Origin of the sequence: Micromonospora sp. DT47 (genome assembly GCF_049844475.1) — a bacterium.
In the GTDB taxonomy this organism is placed as follows: domain Bacteria; phylum Actinomycetota; class Actinomycetes; order Mycobacteriales; family Micromonosporaceae; genus Micromonospora.
The window spans coordinates 128,368-146,900 of record NZ_JBNCLC010000010.1 but is presented as its reverse complement, the minus strand read 5'-3'; the positions used below and the strand labels follow the sequence as shown (position 1 = coordinate 146,900).

19 protein-coding genes, 3 pseudogenes and 1 riboswitch are annotated in these 18,533 nt (G+C 70.7%); of the genes and pseudogenes, 9 read left to right on the top strand and 13 right to left on the bottom strand.

Annotation, left to right across the window (positions count from 1 at the left end; genetic code table 11):
* The first annotated feature begins 17 nt into the window (after positions 1 to 17).
* Positions 18 to 623, top strand: coding sequence for a DUF3592 domain-containing protein (locus tag ACLQ2U_RS17835; protein WP_425751792.1), 606 nt, complete (start codon positions 18 to 20; stop codon positions 621 to 623).
* 39 nt (positions 624 to 662) lie between these two features.
* Here ACLQ2U_RS17835 and ACLQ2U_RS17830 read toward each other — a convergent pair.
* Positions 663 to 755: pseudogene (locus ACLQ2U_RS17830) on the bottom strand (DNA-binding response regulator); the annotation flags it as partial.
* 400 nt (positions 756 to 1,155) lie between these two features.
* Here ACLQ2U_RS17830 and ACLQ2U_RS17825 point away from each other — a divergent pair.
* Complete coding sequence (locus ACLQ2U_RS17825; RefSeq protein WP_425751791.1) at positions 1,156 to 1,476, top strand: GYD domain-containing protein; 321 nt, start codon at positions 1,156 to 1,158, stop codon at positions 1,474 to 1,476.
* A 66-nt stretch (positions 1,477 to 1,542) separates the two neighbouring features.
* On the opposite strand, the gene ACLQ2U_RS17820 is transcribed toward ACLQ2U_RS17825, so the two are convergent.
* Entirely contained in the window at positions 1,543 to 2,391 is an 849-nt protein-coding gene (locus ACLQ2U_RS17820; protein WP_425751790.1) for a helix-turn-helix transcriptional regulator, read from the bottom strand.
* A 100-nt stretch (positions 2,392 to 2,491) separates the two neighbouring features.
* Here ACLQ2U_RS17820 and ACLQ2U_RS17815 point away from each other — a divergent pair, with 100 nt between their 5' ends.
* Entirely contained in the window at positions 2,492 to 3,256 is a 765-nt protein-coding gene (locus ACLQ2U_RS17815; RefSeq protein WP_425751789.1) for an SDR family oxidoreductase, read from the top strand.
* A 102-nt stretch (positions 3,257 to 3,358) separates the two neighbouring features.
* Here the strand turns inward: ACLQ2U_RS17815 and ACLQ2U_RS17810 are convergent, their stop codons facing one another.
* Positions 3,359 to 4,678 carry an AAA domain-containing protein gene (locus tag ACLQ2U_RS17810; protein WP_425751788.1) on the bottom strand — a complete coding sequence of 440 codons (1,320 nt, stop codon included), beginning with the start codon at positions 4,676 to 4,678 and terminating at the stop codon, positions 3,359 to 3,361.
* Between the two features lie 205 nt (positions 4,679 to 4,883).
* On the opposite strand from ACLQ2U_RS17810, the pseudogene ACLQ2U_RS17805 reads away from it, so the two are divergent.
* Positions 4,884 to 5,042, top strand: a pseudogene (locus tag ACLQ2U_RS17805) (ABC transporter permease); the annotation flags it as partial.
* A 563-nt stretch (positions 5,043 to 5,605) separates the two neighbouring features.
* Here ACLQ2U_RS17805 and ACLQ2U_RS17800 read toward each other — a convergent pair.
* Complete coding sequence (locus ACLQ2U_RS17800) at positions 5,606 to 6,031, bottom strand: hypothetical protein (protein ID WP_425751787.1); 426 nt, start codon at positions 6,029 to 6,031, stop codon at positions 5,606 to 5,608.
* Positions 6,032 to 6,276: 245 nt separating this feature from the next.
* Between ACLQ2U_RS17800 and ACLQ2U_RS17795 the strand changes: the two genes are divergently transcribed.
* A complete protein-coding gene (locus ACLQ2U_RS17795) occupies positions 6,277 to 7,350 on the top strand; it encodes a sulfite oxidase (protein ID WP_425751786.1) in 1,074 nt (357 codons plus the stop codon).
* Between the two features lie 313 nt (positions 7,351 to 7,663).
* Positions 7,664 to 7,814, top strand: a riboswitch (cyclic di-AMP (ydaO/yuaA leader).
* 50 nt (positions 7,815 to 7,864) lie between these two features.
* Entirely contained in the window at positions 7,865 to 8,953 is a 1,089-nt protein-coding gene (locus ACLQ2U_RS17790; protein ID WP_425751785.1) for an NlpC/P60 family protein, read from the top strand.
* A gap of 46 nt (positions 8,954 to 8,999) precedes the next feature.
* On the opposite strand, the pseudogene ACLQ2U_RS17785 reads toward ACLQ2U_RS17790, so the two are convergent.
* From ACLQ2U_RS17785 to ACLQ2U_RS17775, 3 genes and pseudogenes are all read right to left on the bottom strand, one after another.
* A pseudogene (locus ACLQ2U_RS17785) lies at positions 9,000 to 9,200 on the bottom strand (helicase); the annotation flags it as partial.
* Between the two features lie 162 nt (positions 9,201 to 9,362).
* Entirely contained in the window at positions 9,363 to 10,265 is a 903-nt protein-coding gene (locus ACLQ2U_RS17780; RefSeq protein WP_425751784.1) for a nucleotidyl transferase AbiEii/AbiGii toxin family protein, read from the bottom strand.
* Entirely contained in the window at positions 10,262 to 10,837 is a 576-nt protein-coding gene (locus tag ACLQ2U_RS17775) for a type IV toxin-antitoxin system AbiEi family antitoxin domain-containing protein (RefSeq protein ID WP_425751783.1), read from the bottom strand. Before ACLQ2U_RS17775 ends, ACLQ2U_RS17780 begins: the two co-directional genes overlap by 4 nt.
* A gap of 364 nt (positions 10,838 to 11,201) precedes the next feature.
* Between ACLQ2U_RS17775 and ACLQ2U_RS17770 the strand changes: the two genes are divergently transcribed.
* Together ACLQ2U_RS17770 and ACLQ2U_RS17765 are read left to right on the top strand one after the other, a co-directional pair.
* A complete protein-coding gene (locus ACLQ2U_RS17770) occupies positions 11,202 to 11,333 on the top strand; it encodes a hypothetical protein (RefSeq protein ID WP_425751782.1) in 132 nt (43 codons plus the stop codon).
* Positions 11,334 to 11,562: 229 nt separating this feature from the next.
* Positions 11,563 to 11,757, top strand: a complete 195-nt coding sequence (locus ACLQ2U_RS17765) for a DUF5709 domain-containing protein (protein WP_425751867.1) — start codon at positions 11,563 to 11,565, stop codon at positions 11,755 to 11,757.
* A gap of 276 nt (positions 11,758 to 12,033) precedes the next feature.
* Here the strand turns inward: ACLQ2U_RS17765 and ACLQ2U_RS17760 are convergent, their stop codons facing one another.
* The 4 genes from ACLQ2U_RS17760 to ACLQ2U_RS17745 all read right to left on the bottom strand — a co-directional run bounded on the left by ACLQ2U_RS17760 (position 12,034) and on the right by ACLQ2U_RS17745 (position 16,369).
* Positions 12,034 to 13,635, bottom strand: a complete 1,602-nt coding sequence (locus tag ACLQ2U_RS17760; RefSeq protein WP_425751781.1) for a DHA2 family efflux MFS transporter permease subunit — start codon at positions 13,633 to 13,635, stop codon at positions 12,034 to 12,036.
* A 373-nt stretch (positions 13,636 to 14,008) separates the two neighbouring features.
* Entirely contained in the window at positions 14,009 to 15,412 is a 1,404-nt protein-coding gene (locus ACLQ2U_RS17755) for a hypothetical protein (RefSeq protein ID WP_425751780.1), read from the bottom strand.
* A gap of 343 nt (positions 15,413 to 15,755) precedes the next feature.
* On the bottom strand, positions 15,756 to 16,118 hold the full coding sequence (locus ACLQ2U_RS17750; protein ID WP_425751779.1) for a hypothetical protein: 363 nt from the start codon (positions 16,116 to 16,118) through the stop codon (positions 15,756 to 15,758).
* Positions 16,115 to 16,369: a hypothetical protein gene (locus ACLQ2U_RS17745; protein WP_425751778.1), complete on the bottom strand. Its 255-nt coding sequence runs from the start codon at positions 16,367 to 16,369 to the stop codon at positions 16,115 to 16,117. The genes ACLQ2U_RS17750 and ACLQ2U_RS17745 overlap by 4 nt, the downstream gene beginning before the upstream one ends.
* Positions 16,370 to 16,834: 465 nt before the next feature.
* Between ACLQ2U_RS17745 and ACLQ2U_RS17740 the strand changes: the two genes are divergently transcribed.
* Positions 16,835 to 17,125, top strand: coding sequence for a hypothetical protein (locus tag ACLQ2U_RS17740; RefSeq protein WP_425751777.1), 291 nt, complete (start codon positions 16,835 to 16,837; stop codon positions 17,123 to 17,125).
* Here ACLQ2U_RS17740 and ACLQ2U_RS17735 read toward each other — a convergent pair.
* Both ACLQ2U_RS17735 and ACLQ2U_RS17730 read right to left on the bottom strand, forming a co-directional pair.
* On the bottom strand, positions 17,100 to 17,909 hold the full coding sequence (locus ACLQ2U_RS17735) for a hypothetical protein (RefSeq protein ID WP_425751776.1): 810 nt from the start codon (positions 17,907 to 17,909) through the stop codon (positions 17,100 to 17,102). The genes ACLQ2U_RS17740 and ACLQ2U_RS17735 overlap by 26 nt on opposite strands.
* A 64-nt stretch (positions 17,910 to 17,973) precedes the next feature.
* Positions 17,974 to 18,465, bottom strand: coding sequence for a glycine-rich domain-containing protein (locus ACLQ2U_RS17730; RefSeq protein WP_425751775.1), 492 nt, complete (start codon positions 18,463 to 18,465; stop codon positions 17,974 to 17,976).
* Positions 18,466 to 18,533: the final 68 nt, after the last annotated feature.

Genomic DNA, 18,533 nt, shown 5'->3' with positions numbered 1-18,533 from the left:
CCGATATGCTGCCGGACGTGACGGACGAGGAGCGGCCACCGGTACGCCGACGACTCGCGTGGCTGGGCCGCCGGCTCGCCCGACGCGCGGTCCTCTACCCGACGTTCCTCCTCCTCGGCGCGGCGCTGCTCTACGTTCCCGTCGACAACGAGCTCCGGCTGGACCGGTGGAGAGACGAACTGCGCGAGCACGGCCAGCCCACGCAGGCGGTCGTCTACGACCAGGTCACCAAGCCCGGCGGCAACAAGACGGGCGCGTCCAGCACCATGTACTTCCGGTACGACCTCGACGGGGTCACGCACGAGCAGGAGGTGGCCTGCTTCGAGGTATGCCTGCCGCCCGGGACCACCGCGTCGATCTGGGTGAGCCGGACCGATCCGGGCGACTTCGTCACCGACTTCGACCAGCTCAGCGGCCACCGCGGCCGGATACAGGGCGTCGTGGGCGCTGTCGGGTTCGGGGTCCTGGCGCTGACCGTGGGCGCCCTGGTCACGGAGTGCCTCGGCTGGTGGCAGGAGCGACGACGCCGGCCGCGGCCGCGGGCGCTGCACCCGGTGTCGCTGCCGCGATCGAAGCACAAGTCGGGGGGCGGCCGCCGCCTCACGGCCACCCGCCGCCGCTGACCGCGACATTCCGGTACCGCCGGCGTCGCTCCAGGCGGCTCAGCCGGGAGGATGCGGAGTCACCAGTCCGGACTCGTACGCCGCGATTACCGCCTGCACCCGGTCACGCAGGCCGAGCTTCTGCAGGATCCGGGCCCGCTGGCCCCCGCCCGCAGGGCACCGTACGGAGCGGGCGACGCAGCCGAGGCAGGGCCCGTTCGGGCGAGGCTGTCCGACCGGCGGATGACTAGCCGCCCGCGTGCCGGGTATGCGCTGCCCATGGGTAGCCACAAGGCGAACAAGCACGATCCCGGCGGCGAATCGGCACGGGGGCGGCGGCATCCGGGCAGCGGCCGCCGGGGCCGGCAGGGCTCGGAGGTGGAGCACTCGCCGGACCGCCGCCACCTGCGCGCTGCGACCGGGACCTCGGGGACCGAGCGCGACCACGGCCGGGCGAGAGTCGAGGGCGCCGAACGGGTCCAACGCCAGGGTGGGGCCTGAGGAACGGCCCGGGTCCTGGCGGCCCGGCGGCACATCTGGAGGTGATGTGGAGGTGCCGAGATTCCTGTTGACGTCGAACTACACCGTCAACGGTCTCCAGGGGCTGATCAGCGACGGTGGTACCAAACGCGTCGAGGTCGTCCGCCACACGATCGAGGCTCACGGCGGGCGAATGGAGTCGATGCACTTCTCGTTCGCTGAGCACGACACCTACGTGTTGTGTGAACTGCCGGACCACAAGACAGCGGCCGCACTGGCCATCGTCATCCGGGCCGCGGGCGGTTTGGACACGCGGGTCACCCCGGTGCTGACCGCGGAGGAGATCGACCAGGCGACTCGGCAACGGGCCGAATACCAGCCCCCTGGCGAGTGACGCGCCGAATCTCTCGGCGATGAACCAGCCTGCTCGACACGGGGTACGCCGACCTGGCGGTCAGCTTCAGCTCGTGTCGGCCGGGAAGCGCTCATGCCCCAGCACGCCGAGCAGCTGCAGCTTCTCGCAGCCCTCGCTGCGCGGGGACGCGGTGAGCACGAGCAGTGCCTGGGACTGGTCCTCGGTGAACAGCGCCTGGCAGTCGAGCCCGATCGCACCGAGCTGGGGATGGATGAGCGTCTTGTGGTCCGTGAAGCGCTTGGCGACCTCGTGCCGTTCCCACAGCTCGGCGAACTCCGGGCTCGCCTTTTGCAGCGCCCGCACCAGCTCACCGGCCCGCGACTGCGGGCCCATCGATCCGTACGCGGCACGCAGGTTGGCGACCTGGGCGCGGCTCTGCCGGTCGCGGTCCTCCTCGGGGTAGCGCAGCCGCTCCGCAGGAGCCGTGAACCACCGATAGATCTCGCTGCGGGCGAGGCCCGTGTAGCCCGACTTGTCGCCAAACAGGGCTGCGGCCATCCGGTTCTGCACTAGCGTCTCGCCGAGGTTGGACAGGATGAGCGCCGGGGTGTCGTCGAGCCGGTCCAGCACGCGCAGCAGCGCCGGGGCGACGTGCGTCGCCGCCGACACGACTGCCGGGGCGTTGTGCCCCGCCACCCGGAACAGGTAGTCGCGTTCGTCGCCCGTCAGCCGAAGCGCCCGGGCGAGCGACGCGAGCATCTGCACGCTCGGCTGCGGGCCGCGCTGCTGTTCGAGCCGGGTGTAGTAGTCGGTCGACATCGCGGCGAGGGCGGCGACCTCCTCACGGCGCAGGCCCGGTGCGCGCCGGCGCGCACCCGCAGCCAGCCCGACGTCCCCGGGCTGCAGCGCCTCGCGGCGGCGGCGCAGGAAATCGGCCAGTGCTGCACGGTCCATGATCCCAGTATCCGGCTGCGGCGGGCGCGAACCAGGGATTGCGGATCCCCCGATGACCGGTCTCTGCCACAAACCCGGGACGACGGGCGAAGCTCGGTGCATGAACATCTCCGGAAACACCATCTTCATCCCCGGCTCCACGAGCGGGATCGGCCTCGCCCTCGCGCTCGAGCTGCGGGCCAAGGGCAACACCGTCATCGTCGGCGGTCGGCGCACCGACCTGCTCGACCAGATCGCCGCGGAGCACCCCGACATCCACACGGTGGCGATCGACACGACGAGCGCCGCGAGCATCGAGGCCGCCGCGAAGGAGGTGCTGGCGAAGCACCCGGACCTCAACGTCCTGGTCACGATGGCCGGCATCATGCGCATCGAGGACTGGCACAAGCCGGAATCGTTCCTCGCCTCGGCCGAGGCGGTGCTGACGACCAACGTGCTCGGCCCGATCCGCCTCATCGCCGCATTCATCGAGCACCTGCAGGCGCAGCCGGACGCCACCATCATCACCGTCTCCTCGGGCCTCGCCTTCGCGCCGCTCAAGATCACCCCCAGCTACAACGCGTCGAAGGCCGCGATCCACATGCTCAGCGAGTCGATCCGGCTGCAGCTCGCGGACACGACCGTGAAGATCGTGGAGCTCGAACCGCCGGCCGTCCGCACCGCGCTGCTGCCCGGGCAGGAGACGAGCGAGTACGGGATGCCGCTGGACGAGTTCGTGGCGGAGGTCGTCGCGCTGCTCGAGTCGCAGCCCGACGCAAAGGAGATCCAGGTCGAGCGGGTGAAGTTCCTCCGATACGGCGAGGCGCGCGGCGACTACGACCAGGTCGTCGCGACGCTCAACGCGTCCGACCCCCACGGGAAGTAGTCTCGGCCAGCCCGGCTGCGGCGCCGAAATGACGCCGCGTCGCCCGCCGGGCCAGGCGCCGGGCCTGCACCGGAGGATCCGCGAGCCGCCGCTGAGCCGTAGTCAGGAGAGGTGCTGCGACGCTAGGTGGGCGAGCATCGTCTGGTTGGCCGCCCAGCCGTCCGGGAACTTGACCGGCACGTCCAGGTGCACGCGCTCGGTCGACGGGTGCGCGTCGAGCAGCTCGGCGATCCCGGCCCGGGCCACCACGATGCACGCGTGCCGGTGTCGTGACGCCAGCACGCAGAGCCGCCCCGACTCCAGGTGGAACGCGGTGGCGTCCCGCCGTCCGGACAGCGGGTGCAGCACGATCGTCACGTCGTACTCCCGGCCCTGCAGCCGGTTGGCGGTGTCGACGGTGATGCCCGCCCCGGCCTCGCCGAGGTGGGCGCGGATGGCCGCGACCTGGTCGCGGTGCGCGGCTCCGACGGCGATCCGGTCCGCGGTGACCGGCGCGCCGGCCGGCGCGTGCTCGGAGACCGCGACCGCGCCCCGTTGCAACACCCGCAGCGCCAGCGCCGCGCAGGCCGCCGCCGCCTCCGTGTCAGTGCGCAGGGTGTGCCGGGCCGGCAGCTCGTGCAGCGCCCAGCCCGTCGTCGCGGCCAGCTCCACCGCCGCGTCGAGCGCATCCCCCGGGCCGGGTGCGGTGAACGACAGCGCCCGGTCGCCCACGCCGGTGCCGGCGCGGAACCCGGTGAACGGGTAGAACGCCGCCGCGACCACCGGCGCCGCCGACGGCGGCAGCCGCCACGACACGGGCAGGCGGTGCACCGGCAGTTCGGGGTTGTGCCGCAGCAGCACCGCCACCGCCGCCTGCATCGGATCCCAGGTCAGGCCCGTCCAGCGCACGGTCTCGACCGTGGAGAACGGATCGAGCTGCCCAGGGTCACCCACGAACAGCGCCCGTTCGAACCTGCCGGCCACGCGCAGCAGGGCGTCGGACCGCATCTGGTACGCCTCGTCGACGATCGCCCACGGCCAGGTGCCGTCGGTCACCGTGGCCCACTTCGCGGCCGTACCGATGATGACCGCCGGCCCGCCAAGGTCGGTGACCTTGGCGGCGACCTTGACCGTCTCGTGGCCCCTGACCCGTTCGGAGGGGCGGTAGTCGGCGGCGGAGAGCCGGCCGATGCGCAGCTCGGGTGCCTTTCGGGCCAGGCGGTCGATCAGGTCGTCGACCTGCTCGTTGGTCTGGGCGATGATGATCAGCGGCTCGCCGGCGGCGGCCAGCTCGACGGCGGCGCGGACCACCAGCGTCGACTTGCCGGCCCCGGGCGGGGAGTCGACCACCACGCCATGGTGCTGGCCGGAGCGCAGGTCGGCCAGCACGGCCGTGATCACCCGCTCCGCCTCGCCCGCGGGCGGCACCTCCAGCCCCAGCATCGACCCCTCCTCCCAGGCGCCCCGCACACTACCGGCAACTGTCCCGCCCACCTGAGCTTCAGCGTCCGATCGTGGCGCCGCCGATGACTAGCCGGCGCTGCAACGGTTACCCGCGGCCGGCAGCCGGCTGGTCCGAGCGCGCTCGTGCTGTGCCGCGCGGTCGGGAACCGGCGCGGCGGCGGGTGCCGGAGATCGGTCTGCGCCGGCGAGCTACGCGTTCTCCCAGTCCTGGCCCGCCGTTGTCCCGGCCTAGGCGATGGCCGGTGGGATCGGGGCGACATTGCTGATCGGGGCGCTCGCCGGGCTGGATCCGGCCATCCGGGCTGCCCGGCTCGCCCCGACCGAGGCGCTCGCCACGCCCTGAGCCGCGCGCGGAAGTCCCGGCGGGTTGTGGTCGGCTGCCGGCCACAACCCGCCGTGGCGCGCGGCGAGGTGGGCGAGCATCGTCTGGTTGGCGGCCCAGCCGTCGCGCGAGCCCTGGTCGGTCGACGGCCGAGTCGTCAGCCGAGGTTCCACATCCTCCGGCAGCTCAGCACCGCAGAGCGCGCAGATGTAGTCGTCGTCGCGGACCACGTTGCGCTCGCCGCAGTCAAGGCAGCGCCGAAAGACGATGGTCGCGGTGAAGCCTTCCGGGCGGCCGATACTCGCCCGGTCGAGGGCGTCCGCCACCGCCGCCTAGGAGGTGGGATCGGGGCATTGACATCCTCCACCGCCATGAATGGCGGGGATTCCCTCCGCGCTGCGCGCGGAACGCGCAACGCCCGGGTGGGTTCCTGCTTCACCGCACGGTGCCGGAATCGCTTCCGGACCTACCCACACTCCACAGGCGTTTTACGTCTCCGCAAGCCCTGCGGCGACAGTCACGCTGTGTCCGTCGTGACGCTTCGAGGCTTCCGGCATGACCCTTCGCCTCGCACGAACGCGACGTTACCACGGTCGATGGGGCGTCAGGTCAACGGCACGCTCGGGCCTGGCGGCCCTCCCGCGCGGGCCTTCACCCCCGCCCTGACGGGCGGAGCACTGGCCCGCATCCCGGTAGCCGGTGGACTGGTTGCTCACCTCGGTCACGACCGAGCCGTCCCGCTCGCCGGCGAAGGCGATCTCCCCCGCGCCGAGGACCTCCCCACCGCCGGCGCAGGCGACGTGCTCGCTGCGTCTCGGCGCGAGCCGCAGCGTGCCGCCAGGGACGATGACGTAGGTGAAGGGCTCGTCACGGTCGCGCGGATCTGCGGCCGCCAGGTAGGTGTCGAGATCGACCGATGATCGGATGGGCCAGCCTTCGGGAGAGTCGGCGACCGACGCCCGTACGTCGGCCGGGCCGACGTACCGGTATCGACGCCCCGCCCGTGCCACGGCACCGACCCTAGGCCCGTGCGTCCGCCGTCGTGGTCGTACGTGGTGATCCACCGCAGCCACGCTTGCTCCCTCGAGGTCGACCGCCGCGAGAATTGCCGGAACCGGGCGCTGGCCTGCGGGAACGGGCACTAGCGTAGGCGTGGAAGGGGAGCTACGCGCCCCCAGCGAACGTGCAGCAGAGCGCAACCTCGTACGCCACGATGTGCGGTAGCCGACGGAACACCAGGAGGAAAGCCGAGGGCATGTGGGGGAAGCGGGACGACATGGTCGTCCACCAGACGGAGCCGTTCAACGCCGAGCCACCGCCGGCAGCGCTGGCCGGGCCGCTGACCCCGGCCGACGCCTTCTACAGCCGCAACCATGGATCGATACCGCAGATCGACCCGTCGACCTGGCGACTGCGTGTCGATGGCCTGGTCCACCGGGAGCTGGACCTGTTCCTGGCCGATCTGCAGGAGCGGTTTCAGCCCCGTACCGAGGTGGCCACGCTCGCGTGCGCGGGTAACCGGCGGGCCGGGCTGATGGCGGTACGGGAGATCCCGGGGCAGTCCCCGTGGGGGCCCGCCGCTATCTCGACGGCCGAATGGACCGGCGTGCGCCTCGCCGACGTGCTCGCGGCGGCCGGACCCGCCCCCGGCGCGGCGCACATCGCCTTCACCGCTCCGGACGTCGCCCAGGTCGCGGATCCGCCACAGCCGTTCGGCGGCTCCATTCCGTTACGGAAAGCCCTCTCCGAGGAGGTGCTGCTGGCCTGGTCGATGAACGGGCAGCCACTGCCCGCGGCGCACGGTGGGCCGGTCCGTGTCGTGGTGCCCGGCTACATCGGTGCCCGCAGCGTCAAATGGGTGCAGAGCATCACCGCCCTGGCACAGCCGTCGGACAACTACTTCCAGGCGGCGGACTACCGACTGCTGCCGCCCGACGCCGATCCCACCAGGCCTGGGCAGGGCTTCGCGCTCGGCCCGGTGGCCCTGACCTCCGCGATCCTCTCCCCCGACGATGGTGCCAGCATGGCCGCCGGCCCCACCGACGTCGCCGGCTACGCCTTCACCGGTGACGGCCGGGCCGTCGTCCGCGTCGATGTCTCACCCGACGGAGGGCAGACCTGGATCCAGGCCTCCATCGACGACGCGGCCGGCCGGTGGGCGTGGCAGCAATGGCACGCCACCCTGGACCTCCCCGCCGGTTGCAGGGAGATCACCGCCCGGGCGTGGGACGACGCCGGCGAGTCGCAGCCCGAGTCCCCCGCCACCGTGTGGAACCCCATGGGTTACGGCAACAACTCCTGGCCCCGCGTACGGGTCGATGTGCGCTGACCTGCTCTGGCGTGGTCGGCGGATTCAACTGGTCGTCGCAACACCTCGATCGTGGAGGTGCTGATGGGCAGCCCAGCCGGGTGGATGAACCTGAGGGTTGCCGAAGAAAAATAGCGCGCAGGTTGAAGGTCAAGGTTAGGGAAGATTAAGAATCCGATTAGCGGAGCCTTACGTACGCATAATTCCGGCACCCAATGTGCCCGCTTGACAGCGCAGAGAATTCGCGTCACCGGCTCGTTGATTTCTTCTGGCCGTCCTCACTAATGTTGGTCAGCGTCCGTTCCGGATGTCGGTCTCCACCTGGAGTGCCCCGGGACGGCCACCGCCGAGTCGCTGGACGTCACTGGCGTCGCCAGGCGAGCCGGGGAACCACCGCAGGTTTCGGGGTGAATCCGCATCAGCGGTAGGGCGCCTTCCACGCCCGAACCCGTCAGCTAACCCGGCAGGCGGTCGAGGTCGGTGCACCGTGGGGTGCGTCGGCCTCGAGTGGAAGGAGCCGAACGCGTTGCCACCCGTGCGCACCCGGCCCGCCGGATCGCGTCTGTTCACCAGAATCCTCGCCGTCGCGGCGGCGGCCATGGTGGCCGTCGGGCCAGCGGCCCACGCCCACGCCGCACCGTCGGCCGCCGATGTACGGCAGCAGATCGAAGCGGCGTGGCAAAAGCTCGAACCCGTCATCGAGCAATACAACAAGGTCCGGTCGGAACTGGCCGCGAACCAGCGGAGATCGGCCGAACTGAGCCGGAGGATCGAGCCACTCGGCAAGTCGGTGGAGATCAGCAGGACCCGGGTCCAGGAGATTGTGACGGGGTACTACAAGCAGGCAAAGTCGCTTTCCACATTCAACGCCCTGCTGTCCCGCGGCTCGCCGCCGACCGCGTTGGGGGATCAGCTCGCGCTCGTGAATCAGGTGGCAAATTCGGAGCAGCGACAGATCACCCGGCTGTCGGCCCAGCAGGCGAGCTACGACGCCGACAAGGAGAAGGTTGACGCGCTGATCGCGACACAGCAGCGCCAGCAGGCCCAGCTAGCGGCTCGCAAGAAGGCCATCGACGCCGAGATCAAGCGGCTGGATGCGCTACACCGACAGATCGCCGCCGCGGAGGCGACCGCAGCGGCCAAGGCGGCCGCGGACGCCGCGGCGGCCAGAGCAGCAGCCACCGCGCAGTCAGCCGCCACCGCGAGCAGCACCTCACCCATCACGTCGACCAGTTCGCTGTTCATCGGTGGGCAGTGTCCCGCCGTCCCCATCACGGGAAGCGGCGGCGTCGCGGCGAAGACCGCGTGCAAGCAGATCGGCAAGCCGTACGTGTGGGCGGCCGACGGTCCGGACTCGTTCGACTGCTCCGGCCTGACCCAGTACGCGTGGGCTTCCGCCGGGGTGCAGCTGACCCATTACACAGGTGCTCAATGGACCGAAGGTACGGCGGTGAGCAGAACAAACCTTCGCACGGGTGACCTCGTCTTCTTCTACTCCGATCGCCATCACATGGGTATCTACGTCGGCAATGGACTGATCGTCCACGCCCCGCATACCGGGGACGTGGTCCGAATGGCCCAGTTGGCGGATATGCCTTACAGCGGTGCTCGCCGCCCCGGCTGACCGTCCGGTCCCGAGCCACCGGACACCGCTGACGCTTCTGCCGTAGTCAGGTGACGGTGTGCGCGGCGAGGTGGCTGAGCATCGTCTGGTTGGCCGTCCAGCCGTCCGGGAACTTGACCGGCACGTCCAGGTGCACCCGCTCGGTCGACGGGTGCGCGTCGAGCAGCTCGGCGATCCCCGCCCGCGCCACGACGATGCAGGCGTGCCGGTGCCGCGAGGCGAGCACGCAGAGCCGCCCCGACTCCGCGTAGAGCCGGCGGGCCAGGGCAGATCCGCGCTCCGGTGGAGTCTTCTGGAGGAGTGGTACGACGCCACCGTCGTCGGGGACCTCTAATTGCTCACTATTGGTGTTGAAGAGAACCCATAGGTCTATCCCCATGCCTACGATCCCCGCAGCGCCGGTTGTCTGTCACATGGCCGTCGTCCAGACCGAGGATGCCGCGACCCAGGTCCGCCCACCGGAGGCCCCGGTCACAGCCGGATCGGCGAGCGCGGACACCCGCTGCAACACCGCGCCGAAGTCCTGCGGAAGACGGTCGTCGAGCAGGTGCTTACGCCGCCAGGCCGCCCACCGTGACTGCGCGACCGTCGCGTAGCCGTCGAGGGCCTGACTCAGCGGCTCGAGCGTCACCTCGCGATACTCGGCTACCCGCTGCACAGCCGCCGCCAGCTGGTCGCCGTCGACATCGTGCCGACCCGACAGCAGATAAACGTCGGCGAAGTCGCGCCAGCGGGTGTTCGCCTCGCCCCGCTGCAACGCCGTCACCAGCTTCTCCGCGTACACCATCGGAAGCGGATATCCGGTCACCACGAGCTCCCCATCGAGCAGCCGCGGCAGCTTGATCGGCTGCGGATCAGGCCAGATCGGGTCGCCGACGTTGACGTCGACGTGAAAGGTCAGCCGCGCGGCGGAAAGACTGCCGGTGAGGCTGACGCGCACCCCGGCGTAGACGTCGTCGTCCCGGATCGTCTCCGCGCTTGCGGTCGCCGCGTCGAATACCAGGCCGTCGTCGAGGTGCCGGCTCGCGATGCCGCGGACCATGCCGAGTACCTGATCACTGTCATTCGAGATCCATCGGCCCTGAAGATCTACGTCACGGGTCGGCCGGCGAGTGGCGTAGGCGGCCAGCAGCACTCCACCCTTGAGGACGAGGTTGTCCGCGAACGGGGATTGGGCCAGGCGAGCGAGGAAGCCTTCCAGTGCGTAGACCTGGTGCAGTTCATCAGTGGGACGACCGATGCGGCGTGCGAGGTTCTGGAGGTCGAGGTAGGCGCGGCCAGCGACAGTGGCGCGGGTCGGACGTACGGTCACAGCAGGATCTCCAGTGCCTCTCGGAGCGGCCGCTCAGCCTTGGGGAACCGCCGAGCCATGGTCAGCAGTTTTGATGGTGATGCGTCGCGGCGCCTCAGCCATCGCCGTAGCGCCGCGTACGCCAGTTCCGGCCCCTCCCGATGGCGCAGGCGGACGGCGTCGATGATGCTGCGTTCGGGGCTGTAGAGCCCGATCGAGGTGTCCGAGTCGAGTGGCAGCTCAGTGCGGCCGATCTCGAACGTGGCTGGGTCGAACAAGTGCCAGGCGACCGGCGCGGAGGTGGTCGGTCGATGCCGCCCGCGAGGCAGGGCGACATCGATGCGGGAGGGAATCTCGTCAGTGAGGCCGTGACGGGCCAGGGCGGTGGTCAGGCAAAGCGTGGCTGACGGCGCACGACGGGCGACCTCGATGAGATCAATATCCGCCATCTCGGCGTCATGGCGCCGGTAGAGACCCCGGCCAACAGGTTCGATGAGTCCTTGATCCCGCAGCCGGTACAGCTGCCACTCGGAGAGGCCAGCTTCAAGGGCTTGGGAGTAGCTGAAAGTGGCCGGGAGCATGCCAAGCGACATGCTCTCAGCCTCCGATCCGTCCCCCAACCCCACAGGGAAACTCTATACACGTTGCCGCCACCTGTAGCGGATTTCCTTGTCAAGGTTCCAAGCGTCTCTTGTCGCGGAGCCAACTCTCAGGAGGCTGTCGACACCGGAGCCGGACGGCCTCCAGCAAGCGCCAACCCCGCTGGGGTGAGCGCCGCGGAGTGCGGGCTGGACCTGTTCCGGTTCAGCGACACGCCTGTCTTCGAGCGGCTCCACCAGCACCGCGTCCAGATCGACAACCGGGAAGAACCTCCAGTGAAGCTCGCCACCATCCGTACCGCCGGGCCCCCGGGCCGTCCGCATGGCCGAGACGGCACGCACGGGGCGCACGGCCCACGTGCAGACATCAGCTCGGGTGTGGGGGGACATCTGGCACGGCGACGGGACAGCCCGGCTGCTGCGGAACGAGTTGTTCCGGGACCGGGCACCCGACGACTACAAGCACATCGACCGGCTCTACGGCGGGTGACTCCGCCCGCTGCCGGCGCCGCACAGGGCCAGGGCGAACCACGCCCTGGAGGCCGCCCATACGCGGCGATGGTCGTCGGGTGCGCCGGTTCAGGCGTACGCCAGGGCGAGCCTGCGATGCTCGGCGACGTCGGTGCGCTCGGCCAGTGCCCGCAACTCAGATGAGGCGGTGGCGGGGTTGCGCGCGCACCAGGCGTGCATGAGGGCGGCGGCGGTCTGACGAGGACGAGCTGACCCGGCGTGGGTACGAGCGCGAAACGCGCGCGGGACGCCTGGTCGCCTACGACGAGGGCCTCGGCGAGGACGAGGAAGCCGACTCCGTGGCGTGGGATGCCGGGATCGACGGGGGTGCGGCCAGCGCGGAGGAGGCCGCGATGCACCTGGTCGACGACCCCAACGGCCCGGGCGACGGCCCGTTGCGGTGAGGCGGACCAGCTCAGCATTGCGCGGCGCTTAGTAGCGGGAGCTGGCCTGTCTCGAGTCGCGACGAGAAGGACGCGACGTACGATAACGCGCCCATCGCCCGGGCCACGCGGGTCGTCGTCGCGCGGCTGCGCCCCTGACCTCGGCGAGTGCGTGAGAAGCCGCACACACGAACGGCGTGCACCGACGTGGATCTCGGCGCACACCGTTCGTGTGCGGTGCGCTCCTCCGCCCGAAGCGGGACCGCCGGGACGTACCCGACGGCCCCGACGGTCGGCTCAGTGGATGACGACGGGCGTCTTCCCCTGCTCCCCCGGCTGGCCGTCCAGCAGGTGCGACCGCTCACGCCGGCGGGGCAGGAACGCGGCCGGGATGAACGTCAGCAGCACCAGCGCGAACGCCACCCAGAACGTCGTGGCGAAGGAGCTGGCGGCGAAGTCGAGCCCGCGCTCGATGAGCGACGGGTCGACCGGGAACTGCTGGGTCAGTTCCGGCCGCTGCTGGGCGGCGATGGCCAGCCCGGCCTCGGTGATCGGCTTGCCGCTCGGGTCGGTCACACCGGGGATCGGCTGGGAGCCGTTCAGCTCGTTGGTGAGGATCACCGACATCACCGCGGCGCCGACGGAGCCGCCGATCTGCTGGAGGATGTTCACCAGCGTGGAGCCGCGGGCCACCTCGGGGCCGGTGAGGCTCTTCAGCGCCGAGGTCATGATCGGCATCATCGTGCCGCCCATGCCCAGGCCCATCACGAACAGCGAGCCGCAAAGCAGCACGTACGAGGTGTTCGGGTCGACCTGGGTGAAGGTGAAGAACCCGGCGCCGATCAGCACCAGCGCGAACGGCACCGTGCGGCCGACCGGCACCTTGTCGGCCAGCATGCCGGCGATCGGCATGGTGAGCATCGCGCCGATGCCCTGTGGCGCCATCAGCAGGCCGGCGGCCAGCGTCGACTCGCCGCGCACCTGCAGGAAGTAGCTCGGGAACAGCAGGCCGGCGCCCATGAACGCGATGATGAAGACGAACATGGTCACCGCAGCGATGGTCAGTTTGCGGTTGCGGAACAGCCGCAGGTCGAGCAGCGGGTGCTGCGGCTTGAAGGAGTAGACGACGAACGCCACCACCAGCGCGGCGCCGATCAGCATGGGCGCCCACACCTCGGGGTCGGCGAACGTGCCGGCCTCGGGCAGCGAGGAGACGCCGTAGAGGAACAGGGCGAGCCCCGGCGAAAGCATCAGCATGCCGAGGAAGTCGAACGACTCTGACGGCTGGGGGTTGTCCTTCGGCAGGGCCAGCTGCGCGTAGATCAGCGCGATGACGCCGATCGGCAGGTTGATCAGGAAGATCCAGTGCCAGCTCGCCACGTCGATCAGCCAGCCGCCGAGGATCGGGCCGCCGATCGGGCCGAGCAGCATCGGGATGCCGAGGACGGCCATCAACCGGCCGATCCGGTGCGGCCCCGCCGCCCGGGTCATGATCGTCATACCGATCGGCATGAGCATGCCGCCGCCGAGGCCCTGCAGCACGCGGTACGTGATCAACTGCCCGATGGTGTCGGCGGTGGCGCACAGAACGGACCCGATCGTGAACAGCGCCAGGGCGATCATGTAGAGGCGTTTGGTGCCGAACCGGTCGGCGGCCCACCCGCTGAGTGGGATGACCGTGGCCAGCGCGAGCGTGTAGCCCGTCATCGTCCAAGCGACGCGGGCGTAGGACGCGTCGAACTCGCTCTGGAACGTCGGCAGCGCGACGCTGACCACCGTCACGTCGAGGATCGACATGATCGCACCGAGCACGACGACGCCAGCCACCTTGAGAACCGCGGCGTCGAGCTTGTCCGATGTCGGGACAGGCTGCGGTGCCGCGACAGCTTGCTGTGTCACGAAGTCTCCTGAAGTCGGATCTGACCGAACGGGTGAGCGGTGGTGGCGGCGCGGCGTCGGCCGATGGGCAGGCGCGACGTGCGGAGGGGTGACGCTCGCAGGCAGATTAGCCGCCGCTGCCGACACTCCGCCCTTGGATTAGCTCCCAGCGCCTCGACTTGTGAGGACGATTACGGCCGGCCCGGTGGCGAGCAGGACGACAACGGCAAGGGCGGCGAAGACGTGACCAGCCGGCGCATTCACCACCGACCCGGTCAGCGGCTATCCACCCGGGACCCCGGACGCGCCGACCTGACATGGCGTCACCGGGGCTCTGCAAGACGCGGCCGCATGATCGCGTTCCCCGCGTTGGTGGCGGCCTGCCCTGGCCGGTTTAGGCGTACGCCAGGGCGAGCCGGCGATGCTCGCTGTCGTCGGTGCGCTCGGCCAGTGCCCGCAACTCAGACGAGGCGGTGGCGGGGTTGCGCGCGCACCAGGCGTGCATGAGGGCGGCGGTTTCCGCCGGGCTGCCGGTGGCGGTGGCGACCACCACCTCCGCGGTCTCATCCGTCAGCTGGTCGATGGTCGGCACGGTGACGCCCTGCTCACGTAGGTGCCCGGCGAGCAGGCCGACACCCAAGGGGGTCAGTGTGACAACAGCTTCGCCCTTCTCGATCACGCCGAGCCTGGCCAGCTGGTCGAGCAGGCGGTCGGTGTCGTTGTCGGCGAGCCGACGCCAGCTCCGCTTCTGCTCCTCGGTGCCGGAGTCGAACCCCAGTCCGTCGCAGGCCGCCTGGTAGGCGAGCTGCCGCAACTCGTCGGCTTCCACAGGTTCCGGCGCGATGAACAGCGCCATGGTCACGGCGAACACCGCCTCGTCGAACCGCCACCGCAGCACCGACTCGGCCCACCCGCCGCCGCAGACCGCCTCGCCGAGCTCGAACAGTCCGGTGAAGGCACGCCGGGACAGCGCGAGCGGGTCCGCCAGCACCTTCGCCGCGCTCTTGACCGGCACCAGCCGCCCCTTCACCACCCGTACGACGCGGGCCGCCCGGGCCCAGGCGACCAGCACGGTGAGCACGTACAGCTCGTCGCTGCTGCGGGTCTTGAAGACCCGGTCGCCGATCATGGGGTCAAGGACGTCGCCGGTTTCGAGCAGCGCGACGAGTTCCCGCGCGTCGGCCAGCCGCAGCCGGCCAGTCGTGGTGAGGGTCCGCCCGTCACCGAGCCACCGCACCAACTCCCGCAGCCGGCGTACGACAACTGACTCGGCGGCCAGCCCGCGGAGCGTGTCGTCGTCGGGCACGGCCACCAGCGGTAGCGGCGGGTGCTGGTCCGGATGCTCGCCGAGCAGGTGGTTGGTCATCACCTGGTTCAGCAGGTCCTCGTCGACGGCGACCCGTCCGGCGTGCAGATCGGCGATGAACCGCTCCGCGGCGGCCTGATCGGTGGGGTCGATGCCCTCGTTCAGCATCCGCATCGCCCAGAACTTCGCGATGCCGTAGCGGCTCTGGTCGGCCATCGCGTCGGCGAACGGCGCGGCGAGCTTGTCCAGGGCGGCGTGCAGCAGTTGCTGGTCGGCGCAGAGCCGGTCGGCGAGGTCCTGGTCGAAGAGGAAGTCGACGAACGCGCCTACGGCCGGTGTGACGGCGGCCCACCGCTCCGGCGGCAAGGTCACCTTGCGGGGGAACCAGTCGAGCAGCGCCTCCTCCAGATCCTCGGGCAGCCACCGCCCGAGGAGTCCGTCACCGTCGGCCCACCGGTGGTCGAGCAGCGCCTCGACGCTGAACGGATCCACGCGTCGGCGGTGCCGCCGCGTTCCCAGCCGTCGGCGAGCGTCTGCGTCCATTGTGGGCCGACGTGGCGGGCGACGGTGGCGAGCAGCGCGTCGCCGATCGACGCCTCGTGGGGCGGCAGCAGGTCGTGGCGGCGGTACGCGCGGCCGAGCAACGCCAGCAGCGCTGCCCGCCCGGCCGGATCGTCGCCGCCGCTGGCCAGCCGGCCCAGCGCGGCGAAGACCAGCGGCGCCTCCCGCTCCGGCAGCAGCCCGGGAAACCGGTCCTGCACCGTGCCCCAGAAGTGCTGGGCGTCCTGGTCGGCGTACCCGATGATCGTCGCCCACGACGGTGCCAGATCGGCGGTCACTCGCCGGCCTCGTCGGCGAAGGCCGCCTGCGCGGCGGCGATCGCGCCGGGCGGCAGTTCAAGGGCCCGGAGCACCCCGGCCAGGTAGTCGACCACCCGCCGGTGCTGCGCCTCCGACAGGCCCAACCCCTGCCACGCACCCGCCGCCGGACGGACGACGTCGCCGGCCGGGCCGCCGAGCGACACGGTGAGCAGCAGCGCCAGGTGCCCGGCGAGCCGGGCACGATCAACCCCGACGAGGTACGGCGACAGCTCCGCGTCCGCCGCCACCAGGCGCAGCCAGCGGGCCACTGCGCCACGCACCCCCGCCGGCCCGAGCCGGTCGAACGCTTCCATCGGATACGCCGCCAGCCCCGTCATGCCCACGGCCATGGGTACGTCCCGCCTGCGGTGATCAGCTCATCGGCCCGCTCCTCGGTCAGGCCGGCCGCTCGCAGCGTTGCTCTCCCCCACCTGGCCAGGCGGCACGGGTGCGGGACGCGTTCACTGCGGCACAGCTCGCCCTCCGGCCAGCTCTCAGGGGCGTGCGTCATGACGGCGCGGGCGGCGGTGGTCAGGTCCTCGTCGGTGACCGGGGTGAGGACAGGGAAGTCGTCGAGTACGGCTGTCATGGGAGGCGCCTCCGTCGAGGTGGGGAGATGGAGTGGCGCCGGGGCGGGCGGGGACGGCGGATGCGGGATCGGGGGAAACGCACCACCGGAGCCCAGCACCCGCCCCGGGCCATGCGCTCACCCTCGCGGAGGAATAGGGGTTCCCGTATGCCGACATGATCGTGAACGTCATGCGCGCTGCGTATACGGCTGATTACGCCGCTCGTCGTGTGGGCGAGACTGTTGAAATGGAGGAACAACCGGTGCTGCACTTGATCGTCTGCGCCGCTCCCCCGGCCGAGCGGATCGGCGAACTCATCAAGCTACTGATGGCGGACGGCTGGACGGTGTGCGTCATCGCCACCCCGACCGCGGGGATCTGGCTCGACTGTGAGGCCTGGAAGAGCAGACGGGCCACCCGGTGCGCGTGGAGTGGCGAATGCCCGGCGACCCGGAGCCGCATCCGGCGGCCGATGCGTGCTGGCCGTGCCGGTCACGTTCAACACCGCGAACAAGTGGGCGACCGGGGCGAGCGACACGCTGGCCCTCGGCATCCTCAACGAGGCGCTCGGCGCCGGCCTACCGATCCACGCCTTCCGGCACGTCAAACCGGCGCTCGCCGCCCACCCCGCCTACGCCGGGCACCTCCGGCTCCTTGAGGACGCGGGGGTGACAATTGTCCCCCTGCGCACCCAGCAGGGCACGGAGGTGGGGGACCGTCGTAGACGAGCTCCGGCGCTCGCATCGCTTGTCAGGCTGAAGCCGGCTGTCGGCTGAGCCGGTAGGTGTGCCAACGACGGGCGGCGTCGAGAAGTGGTCCGTGGTGCGGTGCAGACGACGAGCGGTGCATCCGGTCCCAGAGGCGTACCAGGGCGTCAGCAAAGGCGGTGACCGCTTGGTCGGGAGCGTCGGCGAACGCCGGGACCCGAGTGGCCCAATGCTCGGCGTCGGCGGGGTCGTGGCCGGCTCGGATGAGGCGCACCAGCATGAACGCGGTGTCGATCCAGGCTGCCCCTCGACAGGGAGCGGACCAGTCGACGAGCCGCAGTCGGTCGCCGAGCAGGAAGTTCCGCGGCGTCATGTCGGTATGCAGCAGGGTGTCCCCGTCGACCAGCTCAGGGTCGATGAGACCGCGCCACCGGTCGGCGAAGCGCTGCACCGTCACCGGTGGGCAGGGCGTCAGCTCGCGAGTCATGGTCGCCAGCAGAGCCGCGACGAGGTCGAGATCAGGCGAGCCCGGCCTCAGCTCCGGGTGGCGGCCGGGTGCGTGCTCGAAGCCGAGGAGGAGCCAGCCGTCCCGCTCGACGGTCCAGAGCAGGCGGGGTGCCGCGTCGAGCAGCCACGGGTTGACCCGGGCCTCATTGCGGTAGAGCCAGGCGGTTGGCCCGTCCGTGGCACCGCCCTTGCAGAACACCCGTCCGGTGGCCGTGTCGAGGGTGACGGCGAGGTCGCAGGATGCGCCGGTCGGGACCGAGTACGCCGAGACGATCCGGCCGACGTGCTGCTCGACCTCACGCCGCACCGGTTCGGGGAGGTCCTCCCAGTGCTGGCGGCGCGGCATTCGGCAGCCTCCCGACGACGAGCGGTCCCGGGCAGTCTATGCCCGGGACCGCTGGCGAGCCGGTCTACTTCGTCGGACTGTTGTGGCAGCCGGCGTGGCACTGGTTGCACTTCGGCCTGCATTTGGGCGTGCACTTCGCCGCATCACGACCGCCCCAGAGCGCGGCGTCGAGCGCGAAGCCGGCGGCGGTGATCGCGGCGACCGTCCGGGAGATCGGGGCACCGATCGGCTCCGGGCCGGACGGGCTGGGCTCGTCCGATGAGGGCTCGGGCTGGTGGTGGATGAACCGACCGGCGATGCGCTGGCAGAAGTCGGCGTAGTCGTGGGTGTGCAGGATGAAGGTGTGCCAGCCGATGTCGACCAGCTCACTGGGGCCGAGTGGCTCGGTGCTGGTGGCGCAGGTGCCGAGGAAGGCGAGCGCCTGGTCCATGATCCTGGCCGGCAGGTCCGAAGCCAGCTCGAGATGGTCACAGGCGATGCGAGAGGTCAGCTGGGCGAACAGCTCGTCCGGCACGAGGGACCGGCCGGAGCTGACCCGGTCGATGGTGAGCAGCATGATGCTCCTTCCGATGCGCGTCTTGCGGGCTGCACTCAGGCTGAGCCGGGCTGACTCGTCGTCACATG

What these genes read in the sequence shown, in the direction of transcription:
- ACLQ2U_RS17820 (WP_425751790.1), bottom strand. Translation starts at nt 2,391, where the DNA reads ATGGACCGTGCAGCACTGGCCGATTTCCTGCGCCGCCGCCGCGAGGCG.
- ACLQ2U_RS17815 (WP_425751789.1), top strand. Translation starts at nt 2,492, where the DNA reads ATGAACATCTCCGGAAACACCATCTTCATCCCCGGCTCCACGAGCGGG.
- ACLQ2U_RS17810 (WP_425751788.1), bottom strand. Translation starts at nt 4,678, where the DNA reads ATGCTGGGGCTGGAGGTGCCGCCCGCGGGCGAGGCGGAGCGGGTGATC.
- ACLQ2U_RS17795 (WP_425751786.1), top strand. Translation starts at nt 6,277, where the DNA reads ATGTGGGGGAAGCGGGACGACATGGTCGTCCACCAGACGGAGCCGTTC.
- ACLQ2U_RS17775 (WP_425751783.1), bottom strand. Translation starts at nt 10,837, where the DNA reads ATGTCGCTTGGCATGCTCCCGGCCACTTTCAGCTACTCCCAAGCCCTT.
- ACLQ2U_RS17750 (WP_425751779.1), bottom strand. Translation starts at nt 16,118, where the DNA reads ATGACGGGGCTGGCGGCGTATCCGATGGAAGCGTTCGACCGGCTCGGG.
- ACLQ2U_RS17745 (WP_425751778.1), bottom strand. Translation starts at nt 16,369, where the DNA reads ATGACAGCCGTACTCGACGACTTCCCTGTCCTCACCCCGGTCACCGAC.
- ACLQ2U_RS17735 (WP_425751776.1), bottom strand. Translation starts at nt 17,909, where the DNA reads ATGCCGCGCCGCCAGCACTGGGAGGACCTCCCCGAACCGGTGCGGCGT.
- ACLQ2U_RS17730 (WP_425751775.1), bottom strand. Translation starts at nt 18,465, where the DNA reads ATGCTGCTCACCATCGACCGGGTCAGCTCCGGCCGGTCCCTCGTGCCG.